General features: G+C 71.5%; 28 protein-coding genes and 2 pseudogenes. 13 read left to right on the forward strand and 17 right to left on the reverse strand.

Annotation, left to right across the window (positions count from 1 at the left end):
• Window positions 1–23: 23 nt before the first annotated feature.
• From EP757_RS26120 to EP757_RS26130, 3 genes are all read right to left on the reverse strand, one after another.
• A complete protein-coding gene (locus EP757_RS26120; protein ID WP_127550299.1) occupies window positions 24–227 on the reverse strand; it encodes a cold-shock protein in 204 nt (67 codons plus the stop codon).
• 156 nt (window positions 228–383) lie between these two features.
• Complete coding sequence (locus tag EP757_RS26125; RefSeq protein WP_127554446.1) at window positions 384–716, reverse strand: hypothetical protein; 333 nt, start codon at window positions 714–716, stop codon at window positions 384–386.
• 40 nt (window positions 717–756) lie between these two features.
• Complete coding sequence (locus tag EP757_RS26130; RefSeq protein WP_127550301.1) at window positions 757–1011, reverse strand: hypothetical protein; 255 nt, start codon at window positions 1009–1011, stop codon at window positions 757–759.
• A 98-nt stretch (window positions 1012–1109) separates the two neighbouring features.
• On the opposite strand from EP757_RS26130, the pseudogene EP757_RS44845 reads away from it, so the two are divergent.
• A pseudogene (locus tag EP757_RS44845) lies at window positions 1110–1346 on the forward strand (MFS transporter); the annotation flags it as partial.
• A gap of 60 nt (window positions 1347–1406) precedes the next feature.
• Here the strand turns inward: EP757_RS44845 and EP757_RS26140 are convergent.
• The 4 genes from EP757_RS26140 to EP757_RS26155 form a co-directional block, all read right to left on the reverse strand.
• Window positions 1407–2627 carry an RNA polymerase sigma factor gene (locus tag EP757_RS26140; protein WP_174262445.1) on the reverse strand — a complete coding sequence of 407 codons (1221 nt, stop codon included), beginning with the start codon at window positions 2625–2627 and terminating at the stop codon, window positions 1407–1409.
• On the reverse strand, window positions 2624–3016 hold the full coding sequence (locus EP757_RS26145; protein WP_127550303.1) for a YciI family protein: 393 nt from the start codon (window positions 3014–3016) through the stop codon (window positions 2624–2626). The genes EP757_RS26140 and EP757_RS26145 overlap by 4 nt, the downstream gene beginning before the upstream one ends.
• A gap of 80 nt (window positions 3017–3096) precedes the next feature.
• Window positions 3097–3342, reverse strand: coding sequence for a hypothetical protein (locus tag EP757_RS26150; RefSeq protein ID WP_127550305.1), 246 nt, complete (start codon window positions 3340–3342; stop codon window positions 3097–3099).
• 9 nt (window positions 3343–3351) lie between these two features.
• The gene (locus EP757_RS26155; RefSeq protein ID WP_127550307.1) at window positions 3352–6114 is read right to left on the reverse strand and encodes an AAA family ATPase; all 2763 of its coding nucleotides are present in this window, start codon (window positions 6112–6114) and stop codon (window positions 3352–3354) included.
• A gap of 124 nt (window positions 6115–6238) precedes the next feature.
• Between EP757_RS26155 and EP757_RS26160 the strand changes: the two genes are divergently transcribed.
• The gene (locus tag EP757_RS26160; RefSeq protein WP_127550309.1) at window positions 6239–6487 is read left to right on the forward strand and encodes an SCO4226 family nickel-binding protein; all 249 of its coding nucleotides are present in this window, start codon (window positions 6239–6241) and stop codon (window positions 6485–6487) included.
• A gap of 60 nt (window positions 6488–6547) precedes the next feature.
• Here EP757_RS26160 and EP757_RS26165 read toward each other — a convergent pair whose 3' ends face one another.
• From EP757_RS26165 to EP757_RS26185, 5 genes are read right to left on the reverse strand one after another with little or no spacing between them, the layout of a single operon-like run.
• The gene (locus EP757_RS26165; protein ID WP_160165889.1) at window positions 6548–7486 is read right to left on the reverse strand and encodes a serine hydrolase; all 939 of its coding nucleotides are present in this window, start codon (window positions 7484–7486) and stop codon (window positions 6548–6550) included.
• Between the two features lie 55 nt (window positions 7487–7541).
• The gene (locus EP757_RS26170) at window positions 7542–8333 is read right to left on the reverse strand and encodes a fumarylacetoacetate hydrolase family protein (protein WP_127550313.1); all 792 of its coding nucleotides are present in this window, start codon (window positions 8331–8333) and stop codon (window positions 7542–7544) included.
• On the reverse strand, window positions 8333–9232 hold the full coding sequence (locus EP757_RS26175) for a fumarylacetoacetate hydrolase family protein (RefSeq protein ID WP_232050011.1): 900 nt from the start codon (window positions 9230–9232) through the stop codon (window positions 8333–8335). The genes EP757_RS26170 and EP757_RS26175 overlap by 1 nt, the downstream gene beginning before the upstream one ends.
• Before the next feature lie 22 nt (window positions 9233–9254).
• Window positions 9255–9812 carry a carboxymuconolactone decarboxylase family protein gene (locus EP757_RS26180; RefSeq protein WP_127554449.1) on the reverse strand — a complete coding sequence of 186 codons (558 nt, stop codon included), beginning with the start codon at window positions 9810–9812 and terminating at the stop codon, window positions 9255–9257.
• Entirely contained in the window at window positions 9809–10597 is a 789-nt protein-coding gene (locus tag EP757_RS26185; protein ID WP_127550315.1) for an IclR family transcriptional regulator, read from the reverse strand. Before EP757_RS26185 ends, EP757_RS26180 begins: the two co-directional genes overlap by 4 nt.
• A 122-nt stretch (window positions 10598–10719) precedes the next feature.
• Between EP757_RS26185 and EP757_RS26190 the strand changes: the two genes are divergently transcribed.
• Window positions 10720–11478 carry an SDR family NAD(P)-dependent oxidoreductase gene (locus tag EP757_RS26190; RefSeq protein WP_127550317.1) on the forward strand — a complete coding sequence of 253 codons (759 nt, stop codon included), beginning with the start codon at window positions 10720–10722 and terminating at the stop codon, window positions 11476–11478.
• Window positions 11479–11486: 8 nt separating this feature from the next.
• Window positions 11487–12272, forward strand: a complete 786-nt coding sequence (locus tag EP757_RS26195) for an SDR family NAD(P)-dependent oxidoreductase (RefSeq protein WP_127550319.1) — start codon at window positions 11487–11489, stop codon at window positions 12270–12272.
• Window positions 12273–12307: 35 nt separating this feature from the next.
• Here EP757_RS26195 and EP757_RS26200 read toward each other — a convergent pair whose 3' ends face one another.
• Complete coding sequence (locus EP757_RS26200; protein ID WP_197725381.1) at window positions 12308–13534, reverse strand: MFS transporter; 1227 nt, start codon at window positions 13532–13534, stop codon at window positions 12308–12310.
• 187 nt (window positions 13535–13721) lie between these two features.
• Here EP757_RS26200 and EP757_RS26205 point away from each other — a divergent pair, with 187 nt between their 5' ends.
• Window positions 13722–14978 (forward strand): amidohydrolase family protein, encoded by a 1257-nt coding sequence (locus EP757_RS26205; RefSeq protein WP_127550321.1) that lies wholly within the window; start codon window positions 13722–13724, stop codon window positions 14976–14978.
• A complete protein-coding gene (locus EP757_RS26210; protein ID WP_160165890.1) occupies window positions 14975–15709 on the forward strand; it encodes an alpha/beta hydrolase in 735 nt (244 codons plus the stop codon). Before EP757_RS26205 ends, EP757_RS26210 begins: the two co-directional genes overlap by 4 nt.
• A gap of 7 nt (window positions 15710–15716) precedes the next feature.
• On the opposite strand, the gene EP757_RS26215 is transcribed toward EP757_RS26210, so the two are convergent.
• A complete protein-coding gene (locus tag EP757_RS26215) occupies window positions 15717–16118 on the reverse strand; it encodes a hypothetical protein (RefSeq protein WP_127550324.1) in 402 nt (133 codons plus the stop codon).
• Between the two features lie 64 nt (window positions 16119–16182).
• Between EP757_RS26215 and EP757_RS26220 the strand changes: the two genes are divergently transcribed.
• Window positions 16183–16755 (forward strand): hypothetical protein, encoded by a 573-nt coding sequence (locus EP757_RS26220; RefSeq protein WP_127550326.1) that lies wholly within the window; start codon window positions 16183–16185, stop codon window positions 16753–16755.
• A gap of 26 nt (window positions 16756–16781) precedes the next feature.
• Here EP757_RS26220 and EP757_RS26225 read toward each other — a convergent pair whose 3' ends face one another.
• Window positions 16782–18257 carry a gamma-glutamyltransferase gene (locus EP757_RS26225; protein WP_127550328.1) on the reverse strand — a complete coding sequence of 492 codons (1476 nt, stop codon included), beginning with the start codon at window positions 18255–18257 and terminating at the stop codon, window positions 16782–16784.
• Window positions 18258–18266: 9 nt separating this feature from the next.
• Window positions 18267–19313 carry a CinY protein gene (locus EP757_RS26230; protein ID WP_127550329.1) on the reverse strand — a complete coding sequence of 349 codons (1047 nt, stop codon included), beginning with the start codon at window positions 19311–19313 and terminating at the stop codon, window positions 18267–18269.
• 142 nt (window positions 19314–19455) lie between these two features.
• Between EP757_RS26230 and EP757_RS26235 the strand changes: the two genes are divergently transcribed.
• Together EP757_RS26235 and EP757_RS26240 are read left to right on the forward strand one after the other, a co-directional pair.
• Window positions 19456–20280: an alpha/beta hydrolase gene (locus tag EP757_RS26235; RefSeq protein WP_127550331.1), complete on the forward strand. Its 825-nt coding sequence runs from the start codon at window positions 19456–19458 to the stop codon at window positions 20278–20280.
• Window positions 20281–20337: 57 nt separating this feature from the next.
• Entirely contained in the window at window positions 20338–20628 is a 291-nt protein-coding gene (locus tag EP757_RS26240) for a hypothetical protein (protein ID WP_127550333.1), read from the forward strand.
• Between the two features lie 3 nt (window positions 20629–20631).
• Here EP757_RS26240 and EP757_RS26245 read toward each other — a convergent pair whose 3' ends face one another.
• A complete protein-coding gene (locus EP757_RS26245) occupies window positions 20632–20982 on the reverse strand; it encodes a YciI family protein (RefSeq protein ID WP_127550335.1) in 351 nt (116 codons plus the stop codon).
• An 89-nt stretch (window positions 20983–21071) separates the two neighbouring features.
• Here EP757_RS26245 and EP757_RS26250 point away from each other — a divergent pair, with 89 nt between their 5' ends.
• From EP757_RS26250 to EP757_RS44850, 4 genes and pseudogenes are all read left to right on the forward strand, one after another.
• A complete protein-coding gene (locus tag EP757_RS26250; RefSeq protein ID WP_127550337.1) occupies window positions 21072–21899 on the forward strand; it encodes an LLM class F420-dependent oxidoreductase in 828 nt (275 codons plus the stop codon).
• A gap of 78 nt (window positions 21900–21977) precedes the next feature.
• A complete protein-coding gene (locus tag EP757_RS26255; RefSeq protein ID WP_127550339.1) occupies window positions 21978–22400 on the forward strand; it encodes a hypothetical protein in 423 nt (140 codons plus the stop codon).
• Between the two features lie 73 nt (window positions 22401–22473).
• The gene (locus EP757_RS26260) at window positions 22474–23286 is read left to right on the forward strand and encodes a xanthine dehydrogenase family protein subunit M (protein WP_127550341.1); all 813 of its coding nucleotides are present in this window, start codon (window positions 22474–22476) and stop codon (window positions 23284–23286) included.
• A 5-nt stretch (window positions 23287–23291) separates the two neighbouring features.
• Window positions 23292–23387 (forward strand): annotated as a pseudogene (locus EP757_RS44850) (hypothetical protein); the annotation flags it as partial.
• Window positions 23388–23418: the final 31 nt, after the last annotated feature.

Below are 23418 nucleotides of genomic sequence, written 5' to 3' on the forward strand. Positions count from 1 at the left end.
GACCGCCGTTCGTTCGCTTCAGGTCAGAGCGGGCGGATGTTCTCCGCCTGCGGGCCCTTCTGGCCCTGCGTGATCTCGAACTCGACCTTCTGGTTCTCCTCGAGGCTGCGGTAGCCGCTCGACTGAATCGCGGAGAAGTGGGCGAACACGTCAGCGCCGCCGCCGTCCGGGGTGATGAAGCCAAAGCCCTTGTCGGCGTTGAACCACTTCACGACACCAGTAACCATGTCTGCTCCTTAGCAGGCTGCTCAAGATCGCACTGTGCCATCTCGAATGCCGCCGCATTGATCACCCGCGCCGACAGACGAAAAAAGCGCCCGTATGGGCGCTTTAAAAAACGTCTACGGAAAATCAAAACTGCAACGGCGTCTACCCTAGCACGCCTACGGCGCCGGTGGGGTGATGACCGACAGTTCGAGTACTGCCGGGAGTGGCGCGACGCCCGGACCCCCGTCCCGAACCCAGCCGACCAGGTCATTGAGCACCACATCGTCGTGGACCAGACCGAACCAGACCGGCTTCGCGCCCGCGCGCCGCGCCACCGGATCCGGCTGCACCACGACCACGTTCGACTGCGAGCACACGTCCAGGCACTGACTGGTCCGCACCCGATGCTCCGGCTCCAGGGCGCCACGCAGCGCACGGAGCTGGCCGTCGTGATCCACCGACGGGTGTTTGCGCAGGCTGCCGCAACAGCAGTCCCGGCACACCGTCACCGTGCTACCCAAAGTCCATCCCCTCGTCCGGAAGATCATCTCAGGCCCGGGCGTCGGCCGCCGCGAGCCCCGCGCGCATCGCCTCCCGCGCGGCCTCGTCCCACGGCCCGGAGGCGGCCAGCGGGATCTCGGTCATGAAACGCCGTTCGGCCTCCGGAATCCGTGCGACGACGAGGTCCGGGTCGGACTCGGCGCAGGCGTAGAGGGCCGGGCCGTCCGCGTAGTAGAGGTCGACGACGAGCCGGCCGTCCGCGGCTCGCATGGCGTTCGCGGGTTGTGGTCCAGTGGGCCGCACCAGGGCAGCTCGCGCGCAGCAGGGCGCGCTGCTCGTCGCGATGGCCGGGCGGAGTCATGGGCCGAGCGTAGGCCGGTGCGGGCAAGATCACCCTGGAGCTGAAGGGGACTTGGTGCGCACCAACGCCTCGACGCGGATCGGCACCCGTTCTCGGGTCGCTCGGCGATCGGTACGGGCACCGCCGCATGCTGCTCGTATCGCTCGGCGTGTTCACCGCCGGAGGTGTGCTGTCACCGGCCACCACATCGTTCCCGGTGCTGGTCGCGGGCCGGGTGCTGCAGGGCGCGTCGACGGCGTCGTTCCCGCTGGCCCTCGCGATCGTCCGCCGGCACCTGGCGCCGGCTGATCCGCCGGCCGGCCGCGGGGTGGCACGTCGCGGAACCGGAGAAGGCGGATCACCTCGGCAGGGCGCCGGCCCTACGGTTGAGGTAGCGCTGCTCGGGCAGGCTCGCCGTCAGCCGGGCGGCCGTCCGGTACTGCTCTCTCGCCGCATCCGGGTCGCCGGCCATCTCCAGCAGGTGGGCCCGGACGGCGTGCAGGCGGTGGTGGCGGTGCAGGGCGGGGTCGGAGGTCAGGGGTTCGGTCATCGCCAGGCCGGCTGCCGGGCCGTGGGCCATCGCCACCGCCACGGCGTGGTTCAGCGTGACGGCCGGGCTCGGGGCCACCCGGCCGAGCATGTCGTACAGGGCGCTGATCTGCAGCCAGTCGGTCTTCTCGTAGTTCTCCGCCTCGGCGTGCACGGCGGCGATCGCTGCCTGCAGCTGGAACCGGCCGACGTGACCGCGGGGCAGGGTGCGTTCCAGCAGGTCGACGCCCTCGGCGATCAGGTCGGCGCGCCAGAGCGAGCGGTCCTGGTCGGCGAGGGTGATCAGGTCGCCGGCGGCGTCGGCCCGGGCCGGTGACCGGGCGTGGGTGAGCAGGGTCAGGGCCAGCGCGCCGGCCACCTCGGCGTGGTCGGGCAGCGCGGCGGACAGCTGCCGGAGCAACCGGATCGCCTCCTCGGCGAGCCGGACGTCGAGGAGCGTCTCGCCGGACGTCCGCGCGTAGCCCTCGGTGAAGACCAGGTGGCAGACGTCGAGGACCGCCGCCACCCGCCCCGGCATCTCGTCGGCGGACGGCATGGCGAACCGGGCGCCGGCCTGGCGCAGCATCGTCCGTGCCCGGGTGAGACGCTGCGTCATCGTGCGGACCGGCACCAGGTAGGCGGCTGCGATCTCCGGCACGCTGAGACCGGCCACCGAGCGCAGGCAGAGCGCCACCTGCGACGGCCTGGTCAGCGCCGGATGGCAGCAGAGGAAGAACAGCCGCAGCGTGTCGTCGTGGTCGGCGCCGGCCGGCTCGTCGGCCGCTTCGGGCCGTTGCGCGGCGTCCAGCGTCTCCCGTCGTGCCCTCGCCGCCTGGGACCGCGCCCGGTCGATCAGCTTGCGCGAAGCAACGGTGATCAGCCACGCGCGCGGCGCGTCGGGCATGCCCTCGACCGGCCACTGGATCGCCGCCGCCTCGGCGGCGTCCTGCAGCGCCTCCTCGCAATCGCCGAGGTCACCGTAGCGGCGCAGCAGCGCCCCGAGCACGTGCGGCGCCTCCCGGCGCCACACGTCACCCAGAACATCGCTCACTGGTCGTCGCCGCCCGGCCACATCAGCGGGCGCAGCTCCACCGTCTCGCCGGGGCCGGAGAACCGGGCGGCGACCTGCTCGGCGCGTTCCCGGTTCTCCACGTCGACCAGGAAGAAGCCGGCGAGGTGTTCCTTCGACTCCGAGTACGGCCCGTCGGCGGCGAGCGGCTCGCCGTCGCGCCAGCGGTACAGCCGGGCGTCGGCCGGGTCGCCGAGCGCCTCACCGCCGAGCAGCTCACCGTTCGCGCTCAGCTCGGCCATCACCGTCTCGAACTCGGCGTTGAGCCGGGCCCGGACCTCGCCCGGCAACGCCTGGTGGTCGGCGAGGTAGTCGCTCGTCGGGTGGCCCCAGGGCTGCGGGTTCGAGTGGATCAGGATGACGTACTTCATCGATCGGTCCTCCAGCGGGCGGCGACGGCCGTTCCGTCGCTCACGGGGTACGTCGGAGCGGCGGAACGGATGTCGACACACTATTGCTGAAGTTTCTCCACGAGGCGTTCCCGGCGCTGAAGCAGCACGTCGAGGACGGCCTCGTTCTCGGCGATGCCGGTCAGCTCGGTGGCCAGTTCCTCGTTCTCGATGATGCCCTCGGACTCGGCACCGTCCTCGCCGCGGCGGGCCTGGGCGTCCCCGCCCAGCCGGCGCAGCTCGGCGATCTCGGCGTCCAGGTCCTGGATCTGCTGGCGGAGCTGCTCGGGCGTGGTTGCGTCACTCATCCGGCAATCCTAGGAACCGCGTCGACGATCTTGGAGCCGCGCCGGGGAGTCGTCGCTCACAGCGGTCGCCAGCCAGCCGGCGATCTGGGCGCGGCGGGTCACACCGAGCTTGGTACGGATGTGCTCGACGTGCGCGCCGACCGTCCTCGGCGAGATGACCAGCTCGCCGGCGATCTCCCGGTCGGTGCGGCCGGACGCCACGAGCCGGGCCACTTCCAGCTCGCGGGCGGTCAGCGGGGACTCGGCGGGACCTCCCGCGGCGGGCGTCCCGGCCAGCCACGCGGACGGCGGCGAGCTCGGTCCCCACGCCGTCCGGGCGGCCGTGACCAGGGCCGCCGCCTCGGCCGGGCGTCTCGTGCGATGGGCACAGCGGGCCTGGTCCAGCAGCACGGCCGTACCCTCCCAGAAGCGCCGCCGGGCGGCCCAGGCCGTCGCTGCCCGGTCGAGCCGGGCACGGGCCATCCCGGTCTGCCCCTCCGCCAGGTGGATCAGACCCCACGCGTGGTCGGCGGCGGCGAGGGTTCCGGGGATCGCGCGTGCCGCCAGCAAGGGCTCGGCCCGCGCCAGCCACTCCCGGGCCCGCGAGGGCCCGTTCGCCGCCAGCGCGCTTCGCACGGCGGTGACGACGTACGGGAAGAGGTAGGAAGCGTCACCCACCGCGGCCGATGCCGCGAATCCCTGCTCGCACCGCGCGAGGGCCGCGTCGTGATCTCCGCCGAGGAACGCCAGCTCGGCCAGGCCCCACCAGGCCGGGGAGACGCGCTGGAGCTCGTGCATGGCCGCACCGAGATCCGCTGCGGTGGTCAGCGCCGCGTGCGCCGCCACCGGATCGGCGGCGAGATCCGCGTAACCGAGCACGTGCAGGGCGGTGATGCGGGTCGTGATGCCGCCGCGGCCGTCGGCGAGCGCGGCCTCGGCGAGGGTCCGCGCGCCCGCGATGTCACCGGTCGCCCACCGCACGTGCGCCAGGTGTGCCGCCATGTAGTGCCGGTCGTTGAACCGCTCGACCCGGTCCGCGTAGGCGATCCCCTCGGTCAGCCACCGCTCCGCGCGATCGTATTCGACGAGGACCGACGTCGAAGAGCCGATCATCCGGTACGCCCGCGCGGCCGTCTTCTCCCGGTTCCCGCCGGCAGCGCGGCTGATCGCGGTCTCCAGCAGGGCGTATCCCTCGTCCAGCCGGCCCAGGAACAGCAGCACCGAACCGACCGTGACATCCAGGTCGAGGTCGTCGTGGAGGACCATCCGTGCCCGTTCACCGTTGTCCAGTGCTTCGGGGAGCCTCCGATCCAGCATGTACGCCGCCGCGAGCGCCGCGTGCAACCGCGCCCGCACCGCGAGATCGTCCCCGGCCAGGTCCAATCCGGCGTCCAGAGTCGCGGTCCGTCTTCCCAGGTCGTCGCCGAGCAGGTGGCGCACCGCCACCCACTCGGGCAGCAGGGCGGCCGCCGCCACCGGTTCGCCGCACTCGATCCGGATCCGGTACGCCTCGGCGTAGGCGGCGTCCGCCGCCGCGTTGTCGTCGATCGCCGCGAACTCCCCGGCCAGGGCGGTCAGCACGGCCGCCCGGTTCCTTCCGGCCGGGATCGTCCGCAGCGCCCGCCGGTAGAGGTGGGCGGCCTCCTGGTGGGCGGAGAGGGCGGCGGCTTCGGCGGCGGCCTTCTCCGCGTACGGGAAAGCCTCGTGCGGACGCTGCGCCCGTTCGAACTGGTCGCTCACGAACGCCGGGGCGAAACCGGCCGCCGCCGCCACCTCGGCGGCTCGGCCGTGCAGTTCACGCCGTCGCAGCGGGGCGAGGTCGGCGTAGAGCGCGTCGCGGATCAGGGCGTGCCGGAAGTCGTACGCGCTGCCGTCGCCGCGCGGCTGCACGAAGAACCGCTCGCCCAGCTCCCGCAGCGCCGCATCGATCACATCCGGCCGCTCCTTCGTGATCGCGGCCAGCAGGTCGAGGTCGAACGACCGGCCCAGCACCGACGCCGTCGCGGCCAGGTCCCGGGCTGCCGTGCCGAGCTGCTCGGCCCGGAACAGCACCGCGTCGGCCAGGCTGTCCGGCACCCGATCGGCGTCGGCGGCGGCCAGGAACTCCTCGACGTGCAGCGGGATCCCGTCGGTGCGGTCGAAGACGTCGCCGCGCTCCTCGCCGGTGATGGCCGCCGCCAGCTTCGCGGTGCCGGCCCGGTCGAGGCGGGGCAGCCGGGCCTCCTCGGCGTGGCGCTGGGTGACCAGCCGGGACCGCCAGGCGCGCGTCGGCGTCCGTGGGTAGAGCTCGTCGCTGCGGTACGTACCGACAACCAGCAGCGGCAGCGACCGGGCCCGCAGCGCCAGCCTGGCGAGCAGGTCGAGGGTCAGCTCGTCGGCCCAGTGCAGGTCCTCGCAGGTGATCAGGGTCGGTCGCTGGATCACCTCTTCGATCATGTCGAGGAGGTCGGCGACCAGCAGCCGCCGATGCTGGACTCCGTCCTTCCTCAGCTGCCGGATCAGCCGGGCGCCGATCTCCGCGGTCGCCGGGTCCCGTCGCAGCGCCGCGCCGAGATCGGTCAGCAGGCCCGCGGCGACCTCCGCGTCACCGGGGACGGCCGCCGCGCCGACCACCGCGAACCCGTCGCCGGCCGCCCGCCCGCTGATCTCCCGCAGCAGCCGGGTCTTGCCGATGCCCGCCTCCCCGGCCAGGAGCAGCAGTTCGCCGGCGCCTCCGGCGGCCTCGGCCAGCCGCCGCCCGGCGAGGTCGAGCAGGTCTTCACGGCCGATCAGGACCGGACTGCTGAGCGTCACAGCGGAACTTTAGGAGCAGTCCCCGGCCTTCCTAGGTGTTCTGACCGATGTCCGACGGCCGGTCCGCGGGCGACGCTCACCCGGTCAGTTCCACTCCTTCATCCTTCTCACGAGGTGTTTCCCGATGGCGAAGTTCATGGACGTCCACGACGGCTTCTACGGCGTCACCGCCGAACAACTGAGCGCCGCACACGACGCCGACCTGAAGATCGAGGCCGAGGAGGGGGTGCACTTCGAGCGCGCCTGGCTCGACCCCGAGTCCGGGAAGGTGTTCTGCCTCAGCACCGGCCCCAGCAAGGAGGCGGTGATGCGGGTGCACGAGAGGGCCGGGCACCCGACCGACCAGGTCTTCGAGCTGACGGCCGAGGTCTGATCCCTCGCGCTCGACGATCAGCCGGACGGCCGCCCTGACCTCACGGCGAGGCTGGTGTTCTCAGTGGGTGACCAACTCGTCGATCAGGCTGTCGGCGAGTCTCTGGGTACGGGCCTCCGTGTGATCCAGCGCGATCACCACCATGGCGGCGCGCTGGGCGGGCAGCCGGGCGATCTGGGCGCTCAGTCCTGCCCACAGGCCGCCGTGGCGGTGCAGCGGGAAGCCGGCTCGGGTCAGCACGTCGACGCCCCAGCCGTAGGGGAGGGGCGTGCCGTCGTCGAGCCGGCCGGCCGTGTGCAGCAGGCCGGAGACGCCGAGTTCATCGTTCGCCAGGGCCTCGTTCCAGCGCATCAGGTCGGCCGCCGTCGACCAGACGCCGCAGTCGCCCAGTGACAGCGGCGCCGGGGAACCCGGTTCGGTCGGTGTGGCGCCGGGCGGGAACGGATCCGGGCCGGGCCAGTAGCGGGTGGCGGTCATGCCGAGCGGTTCGAACAGGCGTGAGCGCGCGAAGTCGGGGAACGGCTCGCCGGCGATCCGTTCGACGATGACCGACAGGCAGGTGTAGCCGGGATTGCGGTAGCTGAAGGCGGTTCCCGGTGTGCTCTCCACGGTCTCGTGCCCGCCCAGCTCGGCCAGGATGCCGGGGACGGTCCGGTCCCGGCCGGCCTTCTTGAGCGCGAAGAACTCGCCGGCCTCGGGCAGCCCTCCGGTGTGGTGGATCAGGTGCCGCACCCGGACGGTGGCCGCCCACGCCGGAAGCTCGAGGATCCAGTCGGCCAGCGCCGACTCGACGTCGAGCTCCCCCTGCCGTACGAGCAGCGCCACGCACGCGGCCGTGATCTGCTTCGACACCGACGCGACGCAGGCCGTCGTGAACGGCTCGCCGTGGCTCACGTACACCGCCGGCGCGTCCCCGTGCCGCAGCCCGGCCACGACCCGGTCGCCGTCGCCGTACCCGGCCGACTCGATAAGCGCGGCGGCCCGTTCGCGAAGATCCACCGGCCCAGTATCGGGAGCAGCCGCCACCGGGTGAACCGAATTCGGACCCGGCTCGTCAGCGGAAGGTCTGGCGGATCTCGCCGATGCCTTCCACTCGGCTGGTCAGGACCTCGCCGGGCCGCAGGTAGCGCGGTGGCGTCCGCCGGTTGCCGACCCCCGCCGGGGTGCCGGTGAAGATGAGGTCGCCGGGTAGCAGGGGGCAGACGGCGGAGATGCGGGCCACCAGCTCCGGGATCGGGAAGATCATCTCGCTGGTGCGGCCGTGCTGGACCAGTTCGTCGCCGAGGTGGCAGGTGAAGGCGATGTCGTCGCGGTCGGGGAATTCGTCCGGGGTGACCAGGACCGGGCCGGTGGGTCCGAAGCCGGGGAAGGACTTGGCCAGGGAGAACTGCGGGGGAGTGCCGCGCGTCTGCAGTTCCCGCTCGGAGAGGTCCTGGCCGACGGTCAGTCCCGCCACCGCGTCCCACGCCTGCGAGCGGGGGATCGCGAAACCGCCCGCGCCGATCACCGCGACCACCTCGATCTCCCAGTCCGGGCGGCCGGGCGGCAGGGTGACCTCGGCGAACGGGCCGGTGATGCAGGACGGGAACTTCGTGAAGATCAGTGGGTCGGCCGGTGGCCGGTAGCCGGCCTCGGCGGCGTGCGGCCGGTAGTTCAGTGCCACCGCGAAGACCTGCCGAGGGTGCGGAACAGGGGCGCCGAGAGAGCTCTCCTCGTACGGGAAAGGAGGAAGTGAAGCACCCAGCGAGTCGAGACGCGCGAGCGCGGACAAGGGGTCGAGGCCGGTGTCCACGGCCAGGCCGTCGCGGAGCGCCACGAAGCGCCCGTCCAGAGTCCCGAACCGCATCAGACGAGGGAACCGTAGAGCGAGCTGGAGTACGGCGGTGTGTCGTGCGCGGCGCTCCACGGCACCACCCGGTTGCGCAGCACGCCGACACCTTCGATCTCGGCCTCGACGACGTCGCCGGGACGCAGGTAATAGTCGAACGGGTTCGGCTGGATGGCCGCGACGCCGGAGATGGTGCCGGTCGTGATGATGTCGCCGGCCGAGTAGCCCTGCGGGGAGTGGTGGGCGACCAGGTGCGGGATCGGCAGCAGCAGCTGATCGGTGTTGCCGGATTGCCGGACCTCGCCGTTGACCCGCAGCTCCATGGCGAGCTTGTGCGGGTCACCGATCTCGTCGGCGGTGACGATCCACGGGCCGATCGGGCAGAAGGTGTCGATGCCCTTCGAGAACGAGAACACCCCGGACTGCATCTCGCGGCGCTGGATGTCGCGGGCGGTGATGTCGTTGAAGACCAGGTAGCCGGCGATGTGCTCGACGGCCTGCTCGGGCGTGAACCACTTGCCGGGCTTGCCGATGATCACGCCGAGCTCCAGCTCGTAGTCCAGCTCCTTGGTGAGCCCTTCCGGATAGACGATGTCGTCGTCCGGCCCGATGATCGCGTCGACGTTCTGGAAGAACACGATGCCCTTGTGCACCGGGTGCGACCAGTTCACCGCCTGGAGTTCCTCGTGGTGCGCGGCGAAGTTCCCGGCGGTGTGGAAGAACTTCTTCGGGACGATGGGGGCCTTCAGCCGTACGCCGGACAGCGCCAGCCGTTCCCCGGTCTCGCCGACCACGCCGTCCCGTGCGAAGAACTCCCGGGTCGAACCGCAGTCCAGCTCGACGACCGTGTCGTCCTCGAGCCGGCCGACCCGTCCCTCATCGAAAGTCACCAGGCGCATCGCGTATCCGATTCTCACTAGATGAAAGTAGCTTTCACTGCTACGAGGGAAGCGTACGCCCGGGCGAGGAAACGCGGAAGACTCGAAGCTGGAGCGCGAGCGTCGCGTAGTACCCGACCAGCGTGGTCAGCTCGAAGATCGTCGCCTCGCCGAGCCCGTCGCGGGCCGCCGTGAACTCGGCGTCGGTGAGGTCGCCCCGAACGGCGAGAGCGACGGTGGTGTCCGCGACGAGCTGCTCGTACGGGTCGCCGAACCGGGTCGCGTCCAGCTCCGCCGCGCTGAGTCCGGCGGCCAGGCCGGCGGCGCGGTGGGCGTACGTCTCGAAGTCGCTCTCCCAGACCCGCGCCACCGTGAGAACGGCGATCTCCCGTGCCCGCCCACTGAGCGAGGTGCGGTATCGCACCGCGCTCCCGAGAGCCTGCAGCGCCTCGCCGAGCGCGGGCTGCAGCAGCATCGCGTTGAACGGGCCGACGAGTGCGCCGTCCTCGTCCACCAGGGGAAACGGCCCATTGGCGCGTTCCCCGCCGGCAATGGCGTCATGGAGCGCCCGCTGCGCGTCATCGAGAGACGAGGGCGGCATCCCCGGCAGGCGGGTCATCCGAGCAGCGCCGAGATGTCCGCGCACGCCTTCTCGATGAGCGGCCGCAACTCCCGGATGATCCGCTGGCTGGACCAGTCCCGCGACTGCACCGCCAGGTTCGCCCCGGCGATCACCCGGCCCGAGGCGTCGCGGACCGGCGCGGCCACCGAGCGCAGGCCGAAGGCCAGCTCCTCGTCCTGCAGCGCCCAGCCCTCCTCGCGGATCTTGGCGAGTTCGCCGCGCAGCTCGTCGAGGGAGACCTTGGCGTTCGGCCCGTGCTGGCGGGCGAACGACCTCTCGGTGATCCGGCTGGTCAGGTCGTCCTCGTCGAGGTGTGCCAGGAGCAGCTTGCCGATCGAGGTGTGCACCGCGGGCAGCGTCGAGCCGACCTGGATGTTCGCGGTGACCAGGTCGGAGTTGCGCAGCCGCACCAGGTAGAGGATCCGGTCGCCGGTCAGCACCGCGAGGTTGACCGTCTCGCCGCTGGCCGCGCCGAGCTGCTGCAGCCGGGGTGTGGCGAGTTCGACCAGGTCGAGGCCGCGCAGGGCGGCGTTGCCGAGGGTCAGCACCCGGACGCCGGGCCGGTAGTCGCCGTTCGGCAGGTGGTCGAGATAGCCCTCCGCGGTGAGCGTCATGATCACGCGGTAGACGGTCGGCAGCGGCATCCCGACCGCCGGCGCGATGTCGCTGACCCGCCAGGTCGGCCGCTGCTCGGTGAAGAGCGACAGGATGCGCAGGCCTTTGGCGAGGGCCTCGACGCGGTATTCCGGCTTTGCGGCATCGCCCTGTTGCTTGGGTGGCATCGGCTTCCCTTCGAAAAGGATCAGTGTCCCAGTGGTGGCTGGACAGGGATCGCAGCCCCGGTCTAGCGTACGAGAAAGCTACTTTCATCTGTCGAGAAGAAGCAAGAACAGGCGGTGTACGCATGACAGATTGGCTGGGACTCACCGGCCGTCCGGCATTGGTGGTCGGCGCCGGCGGCCTCGGGGGCGCCAGTGCCGTGGCCCTCGCCGCGGCCGGCGCCCGGGTGCTGCTGGCCGACGTCGACGCGGATCGCCTGGAGTCGGTGCGGCGCGACGCTAAGGAGGCCGGCGCCGATCTGGAGACCGCCGAGGCCGACCTGTCCACCGCGCCGGCCTGCCGCGCCCTCGTCGGCGAGGCCGCCGACCGGCTGGGTGGCCTCGACGTCTTCCTGCACGCCGTCGGCCGCAACGTCCGCCGCCCGGTCCTCGACCTCGGCGACGACGACTGGTCGGAGATCGTCAACCTGAACCTGTCGACCGCCTACTGGAGCGGGCAGGCGGCGGGCCGGGTGATGACGGCGAACGGCTACGGCCGGATGGTCTTCTGCTCCTCGGTCTCCGGGCTGCTCGCCCACCCGCACCACGCGCCGTACGCGGCGACGAAGGGCGGCCTCAACCAGCTGCTGCGGGTGATGGCCCGGGAGTGGGCGCCGTGCGGCGTGACGGTCAACGCGGTCGCCCCCGGTTACATCGAGACCGGCCTGACCCGCGCCTACCTGGACGCCGACGGTCACCGCGAGGCGCTCACCGCCCTGGTCCCGGCCGGCCGGCTGGGTCGTCCCGAGGAGGTCGCCGACGCGGTCACCTTCCTCGCCTCGGATCGGGCCGCGTTCGTGACCGGCCAGATCTTGTACATCGACGGTGGTCGAGTCCTAGTTTAGGGAGCATTGTGAGCGAAAAGGTCATCACCCAGCGCTTTCCCGGCCGGTCGGTGCTGGTCACCGGCGCCGGCACCGGCTTCGGCGCGGAGATCGCCGTCCGGGCCGCGCAGGAGGGCGCCCGGGTCGGCGTGCACTACAACCGATCAAAGGACGGCGCCGAGCGCACCGCCGAGCGGATCCGGGGCGTCGGCGGCGAGGCGGTCCTGATCCAGGGGGACATCACCAGCTGGGACGACATCCGCACGATGGCCGACACCGCCTTCACCGCGTTCGGCGGCCTGGACGTGCTGGTCAACAACGTCGGCGACGTGGCACGTGAGCAGATGTCGTGGCGGGACATCACCGAGGAGTCGATCGACCACGTCCTCGACGTCGACATCAAGGGCACGCTGCTCTGCGTCCACGAGTTCGGCGCCCGGATGCTGGAGCAGGGCCACGGGAGCATCGTCAACATCGGCTCCACCGTGGTGGTCCGGGGCAGCGCACGCGCCCCGCAGTACGCCGCCGCCAAGTACGGCATCATCGGCCTGACCAAGTCGTACGCCGCCGCCTTCGCCCCGGCCGTGCGGGTCAACGTCTTCGCGCCCGGCTTCATCGAGACCGAGGCGACGCTGCGCCGCGACGACTGGAAGTCCGGCCGTGCCGAGAAGCTGCGCTCGATGACGCCGATGGGCCGCATCCCGGGCCCGGCCGAGCTGGCCGGGACGGCGCTCTTCCTGGCCAGCGACGACGCCGCGCACATGACGGGCGGGTTCATGGTGGCCGACGGTGGTTTCAACATGGTCGGCGCATAGTTGCGTGGAGGGGGATCCGCGGATCCCCCTCCACGTCACGAGATGCGGCGGACGAACGTCACCGCCACCGCGGACAGCACGGCGATCACCGCGAGGACGATGAAGAACGCCGGGTAGCCGCCGACCGCGAGGACCGCCACCGCCACCACCGGCGCCCCGACGTTGGGAAGCAAGGTCGCCACCTGGTAGACGCTCATCGCCTTGCCCGCGTTGGACGGATCCGGCACCACCTCGGCGGCGATGGCGATGTCGACGGTCAGGTAGACGGCCTGCCCGACGCTGAGGATCAGCCAGCCGATCAGGAAGCCGGTGAGGCTCTGCGTCACCGCCGCCACGACCAGGCCGGTGGCCAGCACCGCCGCGCCGACCACGACGAACGCCCTGCGGCGGCCGAGCCGGTCGGACAGGTAACCGGACAGCAGGAAGCAGACCACGCCGATCGGGGTGGAGATCGCGGTGAACCGCGCGTACTCGGCGGCGGCGTCGTCGATCGTCAGCCCGGCCGTGTCGGTGAGGTAGTAGGTGGCGTAGGTCTGCACGCCGACGTAGGCGAGCCCGAGCAGCAGCCGGCTCACCCAGTTCCAGGCGAAGTCGCGGTCGCCGCCGGTGCGCAGCCAGTAGCTGTCCAGGAAGTCACGGAACCGGTAGCGCGGGAACGCCCCGGGAACGGCCTGGTCGGCGTGCCGGATCACGTACGCCAGAACCACCGTGGCGCCCAGCGCGACCACGCCGGGGATCGCCAGCATCGGCAGCGGCCGGTCGACGAGCGCGCTGCCCAGCAGCACCCCGCTGAGCACCGACAGCGAGACCACGAACCCGATCAGGCCGGACAGCCGGGCCCGCAGCCGGTCCGGCACGAACTCGGGGATCAGCGGGAGGAACCCGGCGAACGCCGCGCCCGTGCCGAGCGAACCGAGCGCCCAGCCCGCTGCCACGCCGGCGACCGACGGCACCGATCCGGCGACGACCAGGCCGAGCAGGGCGAGCGCCGCGCCGCCGACCAGCCACGGGCGGCGCCGGCCGTACCGGCCGCGGGTGCGGTCGCTGAGCGCGCCGAACAGCGGCAGGGTCGCGATCGACAGCAACGCCCCGATCAGGATCACCGTGGAGAGCGCGACGGTCTTGTTCTCCGGCGCCACCCCGGCGATCCGGATGGACAGGGTCACGATCTGCGGGGTGAGGCTGGCGAAGTAGAGGCCGAACGCGGTCAGGACCATCGCGGGTAGCAGCAGCCGGGTACGCAGAGTCTCGGTTGTGGTCATCGCATCACTCTCGCTAGATGAAAGTCGATTTCACGTGAGGTGCTGTGACGCTACGGCCGCCGTACCCGGCTGTCCAGGTTTCCGGACGATGGAATGTGGCGGTTGACACAGGCGGGACCGAGGGAAACACTCGGGTAACACGAATTGCAGAAAGCCACTTTCATAGAGTGAAAGTAGAGGGTTCGGCATGGCGCGCACGGTCATCACCAACGGCCTGGTCTTCGACGGCAGCGGCTCCGCGCCGGCGCCCGGCGAGGTGATCGTCGACGGCGACCGCATCGCCGAGGTGCGAAGCGGCTGGCACACCGGTCATCAGGCCGATCGGATCGTCGACGCGACCGGCTGCACGGTCATGCCGGGGCTGATCGAGTCGCACGCGCACCTGACGTTCCCGTCCGCGGTCGGGCACATCGACCCGTCGTTCAACCCGCCGCTCGACGTCTCCTTCTTCCACCACATCGAGGGTCTGCCGGCCGAGCTGGCCCGCGCCGAGCGCAACGCGGGGATTCTGCTCGACGCCGGGTTCACCTCGGCGTACTCGGCCGGGTCGCTGCTGCCCATGCCGGTCGAGGTGATCCTGCGCGACAAGATCAAGGCAGGCGTGACGCCAGGTCCGCGGATGCGGGCGGCGAGCATGGAACGGGACAACCATCCGGTACGCCCGGACGGCCACACCGAACCGGACTGGCAGGGACCGGACGCGTGCCGCCGCTGGGTCCTCGACATGGCGAAGCAGGGCTACGACAGCGTGAAGTTCCTGCTCAGCAACGACGACGTGTTCGTCGAAGGCGGATCACACATCACTCAGTATTCGCAGGAGGAGGCGAACGCCGCCGGTGAGGCAGCGCGCGAGGCCGGTGTCTGGCTCAACTGCCACGCTCAGTCCGCCGAGTCGGTGAAGATGGCGGTGAAGGCCGGGTTCCGCAGCATCTACCACTGCACCTACGCCGACGAGGAGGCCCTCGACCTGCTGGAATCGGTGAAGGACACGGTCTTCGTCTCGCCGGCGCCGGGCATCATCTACGCCAACGTCCACGAGGGCGCCGAATTCGGCATCGACCGTGCCGTGGCGGAGAAGATGGGCTCGGTCGCCGCCCTCGACGGGATGATGGCCGTCTACCCGGAGATCCGGAAGCGCGGGATCCGCGCCCTGCCCGGCGGCGACTACGGCTTCCCGAACAACCCGATCGGCCGCAACGCCCGCGACCTGGAACTCTTCGTCGACATCCTCGGCTACACACCGCTCGAGGTGCTCACCGCTGCCACCAAGCACGGCGGCGAACTGCTCGGCCTCGGCGACATCGGCATGCTGAGGCCGGACTGGGTCGCCGACGTGCTCGTGGTGCGAGGCAACCCGGCCGAGGACGTACGCATCCTGCAGGACCGGGACAACCTCGTCGCCATCATGCAGGACGGCCGGTTCCACAAGGCGCCCGCCGCGTGAGGACGGTGGTCTACGCTCCGCCGCTCGCCCTCGACCTGCACGTCCCCGACGACCCGGTGGCCCTCTGCGTCTATCTGCACGGCGGCGGCTGGCGGGCCGGCGATCGGACCACCGTCCCGGCGCCCGGATTCTTCGAGACCATCACCGGTACGGGGCTGGCGGTCGCCAGCATCGACTACCGGTTGAGTGGTGAGGCGTCGTTCCCGGCCCAGATGGACGACGTCCTCGCCGCGCTCCACTTCCTCGACCGGCGGCGCTCCGCGTTCGGCATCGCCACCCCGCGCACGGTGGCCTGGGGAGTCTCCGCCGGTGGGCACCTCGCGGCACTGGCGGCCCTGCGAAAGCCCGCGGCCGGGCTGGAGAAGGTCGTCTGCTGGTACGCGCCGACCGACCTCAGCGCCCTCGCCGACGACATCGACGCCGCGGGTGGCACCGGAGACCGGAGTGCCACATCCCGCGAAGGCGCCCTGCTCGGCGGCCGGCTCGACCTCGCCGCGGCGGCCAGCCCGGTGACCTACGCCCATGGCGGCGCGCCGCCGTTCCTGTTCCTGCACGGCGACGCCGACACCGCCGTCCCGCCGCGGCAGAGCCACCGGCTGGCCGGCGCCCTGCGCGCAGCCGGCGTCCCGGCGACCGTGGAAATCGTGCCGGGCGCCGGCCACATGCTTCCCGAACTGCCACCGGACGAGATCCTGAAACTCGCCGAACGGTCGGCGGCGTTCCTTCAATAACTGGGCTTCAATAACTGGTGAGCGGCGGCGGGGCGGCCTTCCGGCGCTCGCTGAACCGTGCCTGCGGGCACAGCTCGCGCCAGGCGCCGATCAACGCGGTCCGCTGGTCCTCGGTCAGCGACGCCGGGCCACTCACGTAGCGGCGTCCGGAGCGGGTCCGGACGGTGAGCCAGATCTTGTCCTCGGCGGCGTACTCCGCCCGGGTCTTCTCGTCCTGATCGGGGTCGATGGGCCAGCTGTGGAACACCGCTTCGACCTCGGTGATCTCCTCGGGCGCGAGGGCCGCCGACCCCAGATGAATCCGGCCGTCCCCGACCCGGATCCGCCCGAACCGGCGGCGCCCGACCAGCCGCGCCCGCAGATCGCGCCCCGGGCTCTCCCGGAACGGATACCACACTTCGAAGCTCATGACTGCGATGATGGCAGCCGCGCGCGACCGTGCCCGCGCGGCTCGCGGGGACTAGCCTGCCGAGGTGACGGGATTCGATACGGCGGCGGAGCTGGGACCGCGGCTCGGTGACGTGGCAGGTGTCCGGGAGTTCCTGCGCCGGTTCGCCCATGCGTGGGGAGACGGCGCCCTCGTGGATCTCGGAGTGCCCGAGCGGGACGGCGACGTCGTGGTCGTCCACCACGCCGACCCGATGATCGCCGAGACGAGGTGGGGCATCCCGCTCGACGCCGCCGATCTGCCGGACCCGCCGGTGGTGATCGACACGGGGAGTGGCTGGCGGCCGTACCTGGACCGGCTCTCCCTCGCTCTCGTCGACCTGGCCCTGACCGCGGTGATCCAGGAACACGACGAGCGGCTGTGCAACGCGTGTGAACTCCCGTCGGAGACGGCGATGGCCGCCTTCTCCCGGGTGCCGCTGCCCGACCTGCCGATGTGGATCGACGTGGAGGAATCCCCGGTCCGCTGGTGGTCACGCCCGGGACTGCTGCTCCGCACCCACGGTGACGGCGGCGTCTGGCTGTGGGCGAGCGCCCAGACGAACGCCGACCTGGAAACGCTGTACGCCGCCTTTCCCGCCGTTCAGTGGAGCGTCTGACCTGTCCTCCTAGGATGCCGGGCCGCTCAGGCGACGACGATCCCTGCGCCGTCCGCTCGGGGGTCGGCGGCTGCGGTCAGGGTGGCGCCGCTCAGCCGGGCCACCTGGACGTGACCGGCATCGTCGTGCGGACCGGCGGTGATCTCCGTCGTCAGGCCCAGCCCGTCGGCGATCGTGGAGAGCCTCTCGGCGTCGGGAGTGCCCGGTTCCAGCAGCAGCGTGGGTACCGGCCGGTCGATCTCGGCGGCGCCGATCACCCAGCGCGGGCGGGCGACGACCGCGCTGAGGTCCGGGGCGTGCACGGCGTCGGCTACCTGGGCGAGGATCCACGGCTGGGAACGGCCGCCCTGGCAGCCGACCGCCAGCACGGTGTCCCCGGCCGTCGCGATCGCCGGGCACAGGGTGTGCGGCGGGCGCGCTCCCGGCCGGAGACGGCCGGGATGGGCCGGGTCGAGGCTGAACGAGGAGCCGCGATTGTGCAGGACGATGCCCGTACCGGGATCGAGCAGCCCCGAACCGAAGCTCGCGAAGACGCTCTGGATCAGCGTGATCGCGTTTCCGGCGTCGTCGGCGGCGGTGACCGCCACGGTGTCACCGCCCGGCTTGGCGCCGGTGCCTTCGGTGGTGGCGCTGTGTGGGAGGGGTCTTCGGAGCAACAGGCCGTCGACGTCGATCGGGCCGGTGAGCGGGTCGCCGAGCAGGGTGTCGCGGGCCTGCCTCGCCCGGTAGGCGTCGGCCAGCAGCCGGGGCGAGCCGGCGACGGCCAGGAATGTCGCGCCCTGCACCGGTGGGGGAGCGACCCGCCAGGTGACGCCGCCGATGACGGCTTCGAGTGGGTCGGTCACCTCGGCGCGGTGGGCGGCGAGGTCCGCGGCGGCCAGAGGGCTGCCGAAGGCGTTCAGGCCGTCGGCCAGGCGGCGGCCGAGGCTCCCGGTGTAGAACGAGCGCCAGTCCGCAGCCAGCTCGTCGAAGGTCGCGGCGAGCGCGGGCTGGACGAGGGTGTCCACCGGGTCGCCGTCCCCGTCCAGCAGCAGTGCGCGCAGGCCGGGGTCGGCGCGGATCCGGTCCAGGCCGGCGCTCACCGCCCGGCGCAGGCCGGCGCTGACCGCTACACCGCCGGCGGCCAGCGCGCGGGCCGGGGCCAGCAGGTCCGCGAGCGGCAGCCGGGCGCCCAGTGCCGCCACCGCCGCCCAGCCGGCCACCACCCCGGGCACGGTGACGGTCTGCGGGCCGCCGGACGGCATGCGATCACCGGTGGCGCGCAGGGCCGTCACGTCGACCGCGGCGGCGGCAGCCCCGATGGAGAGGACGGCGCGGGCGGGACTGCCGGCCGGGCGCACGATCGCGACCAGGTCACCGCCGGTCGAGCACTGATTCGGGTACGCCACGGTCAGCGCTGCCGCGGCTGCCAGCGCGGCATCCAGCGCGTTGCCGCCGGCCTCGGCAACGGTCCGGGCGGCGTCGACGGCGGCGGGATGGGGAGCTGCGACGGCTACCGGCATCACGACAGGCTATCGGTGGGTTCTCCGGGACCGGCGCGCCAGCAGGAACGCGACGGCCACGACGAGGCCGCCGGCGAGCGCGATGACGATGTACCGGTTCCGCGACGACCCCTGGCAGTCCCGGACCGGGTCGTCGTGGGTCAAGGCGCAGACCATCCGCTCGCCGCGGTCTCTCCCGTACCGGGAGATGAGCTCTGTGCCGAAGTCGTCCCACTGCCGGCGGCTCTCCGCGATCGCCCCGGCCACCGCGTCCGCGAAGTTGTCGGCGACCTCGCCGCGCGGCGTGCCGGGTGACGTGGCCCGGCCGGTCACCGGATCGATCAGTCCCCGGTCCTTGTTCAGCGCGGCGTGCGTGATCCGCAGCCGGCAGGCGCCGACGCCGGGTACCTGGTCCTGCAGCACGTAGCAGCCGGTGGTGAAGCCCTCGGGCGGCCGGGCGACGGTGGCGCCGCGCAGGTCGAGCAGCGGGCTCGGCCCGGGCCGATGCAGTCCGGGCGGGTTGTCGTCGCCGATCGGCCGAGCCGGGTCGGCCTGGTCGGCCCAGTTGCTGTGCGAGTAGAAGTCCTGCGCCCCGTGCAGCACCCGCCCGAACGACTCCAGCACCGTGCATTTGGCCCGCTCTTCGTCACGCTCCTTCGGGTTGCACTCGGGACTGGCGGTGACCTCCTCGGGGACGACTTCGCCGTTGCCGTCGAGGAGATCAGCAGCGCTGTCCAGCCCGGTGCGGAACTGCTGCCGCAGGTGGTCGACGCAGTCGGTCAGCGCCGACACGGCGGTGCTCTCTGTGCGCGGGTAGTCGCCGTCGAGGTAGTCGGCGTCGTCGCAGTGCGCGGCCGGATCGGCCATCTCGTCGCTGTCCGGCGCGCCGACAGCGCCGAACTCCCGGTCGTGACCCGCCAGATAGTCCAAGGTCGCCGGCTCGAAACCGGCCGCGAACGCCGCGCGGGTGATGCGCTCGTGCTCGCGGTGCTGACCACCGGTGTCGATGGTGCCGAACCCGAGGGCCGGCCCCATCGCGGCGCAGGCAAGCAGCACCAGCGAGAGCAGGAACGCCATCGGCACAGCCTGATTCCCCGGCGGCCCGCTGTCGTCATCCAGCCGGGATGACTGAGTCCCCGCATTAGGTCAGACGACTGATTCGACGGTCATGACTGCGAGCGCAATCTTCTGTCATCGGCACCGATCGAAGGAGATCCCGATGACCGAGGTCCGCACTCCCGTCGTCTTCATCCACGGCCTCTGGCTGCACGCCACCTCGTGGCAGCCGTGGGCCGACCTGTTCGCCCTCAACGGCTTCGACCCGATCGCACCCGGCTGGCCCGGGGAGCCGGCCACCGTCGCCGAGGCGCGGCGGAACCCGGAGGCGGTCGCCGGGATCGGCGTCGACGACGTCACGAACCACTACGCGCGGATCATCCGCGAGCTGCCCGCCGCCCCGGTCATCATCGGTCACTCGTTCGGCGGCCTGATCACGCAGAAGCTGCTCGGCCAGGGCCTCGGCGTCGCCGGGGTGGCGATCGACCCGGCGCAGATGAAGGGTGTCACGCCGCTCCCGTTCGCGCAGCTGCGCTCCGGTTTCCCGGTTCTGCGCAACCCGGCGAATCGCCGCCGGGCCGTCTCCCTCACCGCTTCCCAGTTCCGGTACGGCTTCGCGAACGCTCTTCCGGCCGCCGAGTCGGACGCGCTCTTCGAGCGGTGGACGATACCGTCGCCCGGCCGCCCGCTGTTCGAGGCGGCGTTCGCCAACTTCACCGGGGACTCGCCGGCCGCCGTCGACACCGGCAACGCCGGCCGCGGCCCGCTGCTGATCGTCTCCGGTCAGAAGGACCACACCGTCCCGGACGTCGTGACGCGGGCGTCGTACAAGCTCTACGGCGACTCGGCGGCGGTGACCGAGCTCAAGCAGTTCGCCGATCGAGGCCACTCCCTGACCGTCGACAGCGGCTGGCGCGCCGTGGCCGACCACACCCTGACCTGGCTGTCCCGCCAGGGCATCACCGCCACGCGACCGGCGACGGCCTGATCCGACCATCCCCGGAGGATGAGGACGGTGCCCGGGCCGCCCGTGACCATCTAGCCCATGGGATGTCTGTTCGCGCTGTTCGCAGGGGTGTTCCCGCGGTTCGCCCTGTTCATCATCTGGATCGCCCGGCCGGCGTTCGTGAACGCGGCCTTCGACACCTGGGTGATGCCGCTGCTCGGGTTGCTCTTCCTGCCGTTCGCCACCCTGATGTACGTCATCCTCTACACCCCGGGCATCGGCCTGGTCGGCTGGGACTGGTTCTGGGTGGTGTTCGCCGGGCTGCTGGACCTGGGGCACTGGGCGGCGAGCGCGACCCAGCGCCGCCAGATCCCCGGCTACCCGAACTGACCGTCAGCCTCTCTCGATCTCCGGGTCGGGCAGCAGCTCCCGCACCTCCTGAGCGCAGCGGCACGCCGCGGCGATCTTGGCTGCCCACGTCAGCGCCTTGTCGCGGGTGGCCACGTCGACGACCACGAACCCGCCGATGACCTCTTTGGTCTCCGGGTACGGGCCGTCGGTGACGATCCCGTCGGTGGAGACGATGCTCGCCTGCTGGTGTTCGAGCCCGGCGCCGTAGACGAACTCGCCGGCCCGCACCGCCTCGTCGATCACCGCGTGCGCGGCCTTGCCGACCTCGGGCAGCTCCTCCTGGGTGATGTGGTCCATCCCGCCGGCGTTGAACGAGATCAGGTACCGCGTCATCGCAAGACTCCCTTGTTCGCCTGGTTCCTGCTTCCTACTCTTCTACGAACGGCAGACACCGGATCCGACAAGGCGCGGAGGATTTCCGGATGAAATTCGGGCTGTACGGGCTGCACCGTGACCGCAACGTCGACCCCGCTGTTCTGGGCCGGCGGGCGCGGCTGGCCGAAGAGGCGGGATTCGAGTCGCTGTGGGTGGGCGACCACATCGCGCTGCCCGCCGGCGACGGCAACCCGCCGCGGCTGGAAGCCCTCGTCGCGCTGACCTATCTCGCGGCGGTGACCAGCCGGGTTCGCCTCGGTGTCGGGCTGATCGTGCTCCCGCAGCGGCAGCCGGTGCTGCTCGCCAAGCAGCTCACCTCCCTCGACGTGCTCTCGGGCGGTCGGCTGACCGTGGCCGTCGGTGCCGGATACGTCGAGCCGGAACTCCACGCGATGGGGGTGTCGCTCGCCGAGCGGGGTGCCCGCACCGATGAATACCTGGCCGTGATGCGGGCGCTGTGGGATGCCGAGCCGTCGTTCGAGGGGAAGTTCGTGTCGTACGACGGGGTGGTCCAGCATCCGTCGCCGGTCCAGCGGCCGCACCCGCCGATCGTCGTCGGCGGGCACTCGGCGGCCGCGTACCGGCGGGCGGTCCGGCACGGGAGCGGCTGGTACGGCTGGGGTCTCGATCCCGGTGGGACCGCTGAAGCCCTGCGCACGCTGACCGGGGTCGCCCGCGACTCGGCGAGACCCGCTGACCTCGGCGAACTGGAGATCACCATGACGCCGCCCGGCGTGCCCGACCTCGACACCGTCCGCCGGTACGCCGAGGTGGGCGTCGACCGGCTCATCATCGAACTCGAAGGCATCGACGACTCCCGCGTCGACGGCGTGATCACTTCCGTGGGGGAGACCCTGATCGGCGGCTCCCACTGATCGCATGGTCGACTGATCGGATCGGCGACTCTCCACAGGTCGGCGGTTTCACGGGTCGGCGGGAACGGGAGTGGGGTCATGACGTCCGGTGCGGAGCAGGTGCGGGAACACCTCGCGGCGGGAGAGGAGTTCCACGCCGCCGTGTGGGTCAGCCGCGCCGAGGAGAACACGACGTTCGAACTCACCCGGGCCGCGGTTTCGCCTTTCCGGTTCCGGCGGCGGCAGCGGGACTTTCCTCGTACGCAGGAAGGTCTGGCCTTTGCCCTGGAAGCGAACGTCCGACTGGTGAGCGAACCGCGGATCCTCGCGCTCACCGACCGCCGCGTCCTGGTGCTGGCACGCCGTTTCGCGAAATGGCGCGTGCGCTGGGAATGCCCGCGGGAGAGCCTCACCGGCGCCTCCGAGCAGGACGGCCGGCTGCGCCTGATCTTCGGCGACGGCACCGCGACGACCCTGCTCACGCCGGCGGCCCACGTCAAGCCCTTCCTCGATCGGGTGTAAAACGGCGGATCCACATTGAACGGCCGCCGATCGGGTATACGTCCCGTCCAAAAGGTGACCTGGTGGAGGACCGATGCAATACCTTGCCGCACGTGACGAGGGCGGTGTACTGGAGGCCTTGGCAGACGGGGAGACGTCGGTTCTGGCGGGCGGGCAGAGCCTGATCATCGATCTGCGCAAGAAGGAGAAATGCCCTCCCCGGGTCGTCGACATCAATCGGGTGGCCGCATTCGACACCCTCACCGAAAGTGACGGCTTTCTGCATGTCGGACCGCTGATCCGGCATCGTGTCTTCGAATCCGCAACGGTGGCCGGCGCGCTCGGGGAATTGCTGCGCGTCGTCGTACGCCACATCGGGCATCCGCCGATCCGGGCGCGCGGCACCATGCTGGGCAGCCTCGCCTACGCGCATCCGGCCGCGGAATGGCCGGTCGTCGCGGTCACGCTCGGTGCCGAACTGGTGCTGGCCGGCCTGCGCGGACGCCGAACGGTACCGGCCGCGAACTTCTTCACCGGCCCCTACAGCACGGTCCGCCGCCCGGACGAGCTCCTCGTCGAAGTACGCCTGCCGGTACTGCCACCAGGAACCGGCAGCGGCTACGCCGAAGACCGCCGCACCACGATCTATCCGCAGGCCGCCGCGATGGCCGCGGTCACGGTGACCGACGGCGTGATCACCGCAGCCGCCGTCGGCCTGGTGAACGCCGGCCCCTGCCCGGTCCGCTCCCGCGCCGCCGAGAGCGTGCTCGTCGGCGGACCGTTCTCGGACGCGGCCATCAGCATGGCAGCCGAGGCAGCGGCCGAAGTCGACGTGACCACGGGCAACCGGCGCGCGATCAAAGTGCAGGCACGCCGGGCCCTCAGCCAAGCCCGTGAAAGGCTGTGACGCGCATGCGGGTGACAGTGACGATCAACGGTATCCGCCGCGACTTCGACGTCGAACCGCACCTCACGCTCGCCGAAGTGATGCGCGGCCGCACCGACTGCGCCGACGGCACCTGTGGCGCCTGCGCTGTAC

Origin of the sequence: Actinoplanes sp. OR16 (assembly GCF_004001265.1) — a bacterium.
GTDB lineage: Bacteria > Actinomycetota > Actinomycetes > Mycobacteriales > Micromonosporaceae > Actinoplanes.

Excerpts from the sequence above, each read along its gene's own strand:
- EP757_RS26240 (WP_127550333.1), top strand. The coding sequence starts at position 20,338 with ATGGGATGTCTGTTCGCGCTGTTCGCAGGGGTGTTCCCGCGGTTCGCC.
- EP757_RS26225 (WP_127550328.1), bottom strand. The coding sequence starts at position 18,257 with ATGCCGGTAGCCGTCGCAGCTCCCCATCCCGCCGCCGTCGACGCCGCC.
- EP757_RS26255 (WP_127550339.1), top strand. The coding sequence starts at position 21,978 with ATGACGTCCGGTGCGGAGCAGGTGCGGGAACACCTCGCGGCGGGAGAG.
- EP757_RS26170 (WP_127550313.1), bottom strand. The coding sequence starts at position 8,333 with ATGCGGTTCGGGACTCTGGACGGGCGCTTCGTGGCGCTCCGCGACGGC.
- EP757_RS26180 (WP_127554449.1), bottom strand. The coding sequence starts at position 9,812 with ATGACCCGCCTGCCGGGGATGCCGCCCTCGTCTCTCGATGACGCGCAG.
- EP757_RS26230 (WP_127550329.1), bottom strand. The coding sequence starts at position 19,313 with ATGGCGTTCCTGCTCTCGCTGGTGCTGCTTGCCTGCGCCGCGATGGGG.
- EP757_RS26235 (WP_127550331.1), top strand. The coding sequence starts at position 19,456 with ATGACCGAGGTCCGCACTCCCGTCGTCTTCATCCACGGCCTCTGGCTG.
- EP757_RS26190 (WP_127550317.1), top strand. The coding sequence starts at position 10,720 with ATGACAGATTGGCTGGGACTCACCGGCCGTCCGGCATTGGTGGTCGGC.
- EP757_RS26150 (WP_127550305.1), bottom strand. The coding sequence starts at position 3,342 with ATGAGTGACGCAACCACGCCCGAGCAGCTCCGCCAGCAGATCCAGGAC.
- EP757_RS26260 (WP_127550341.1), top strand. The coding sequence starts at position 22,474 with ATGCAATACCTTGCCGCACGTGACGAGGGCGGTGTACTGGAGGCCTTG.
- EP757_RS26145 (WP_127550303.1), bottom strand. The coding sequence starts at position 3,016 with ATGAAGTACGTCATCCTGATCCACTCGAACCCGCAGCCCTGGGGCCAC.
- EP757_RS26185 (WP_127550315.1), bottom strand. The coding sequence starts at position 10,597 with ATGCCACCCAAGCAACAGGGCGATGCCGCAAAGCCGGAATACCGCGTC.
- EP757_RS26215 (WP_127550324.1), bottom strand. The coding sequence starts at position 16,118 with ATGAGCTTCGAAGTGTGGTATCCGTTCCGGGAGAGCCCGGGGCGCGAT.
- EP757_RS26200 (WP_197725381.1), bottom strand. The coding sequence starts at position 13,534 with ATGACCACAACCGAGACTCTGCGTACCCGGCTGCTGCTACCCGCGATG.
- EP757_RS26160 (WP_127550309.1), top strand. The coding sequence starts at position 6,239 with ATGGCGAAGTTCATGGACGTCCACGACGGCTTCTACGGCGTCACCGCC.
- EP757_RS26205 (WP_127550321.1), top strand. The coding sequence starts at position 13,722 with ATGGCGCGCACGGTCATCACCAACGGCCTGGTCTTCGACGGCAGCGGC.
- EP757_RS26250 (WP_127550337.1), top strand. The coding sequence starts at position 21,072 with ATGAAATTCGGGCTGTACGGGCTGCACCGTGACCGCAACGTCGACCCC.
- EP757_RS26245 (WP_127550335.1), bottom strand. The coding sequence starts at position 20,982 with ATGACGCGGTACCTGATCTCGTTCAACGCCGGCGGGATGGACCACATC.
- EP757_RS26120 (WP_127550299.1), bottom strand. The coding sequence starts at position 227 with ATGGTTACTGGTGTCGTGAAGTGGTTCAACGCCGACAAGGGCTTTGGC.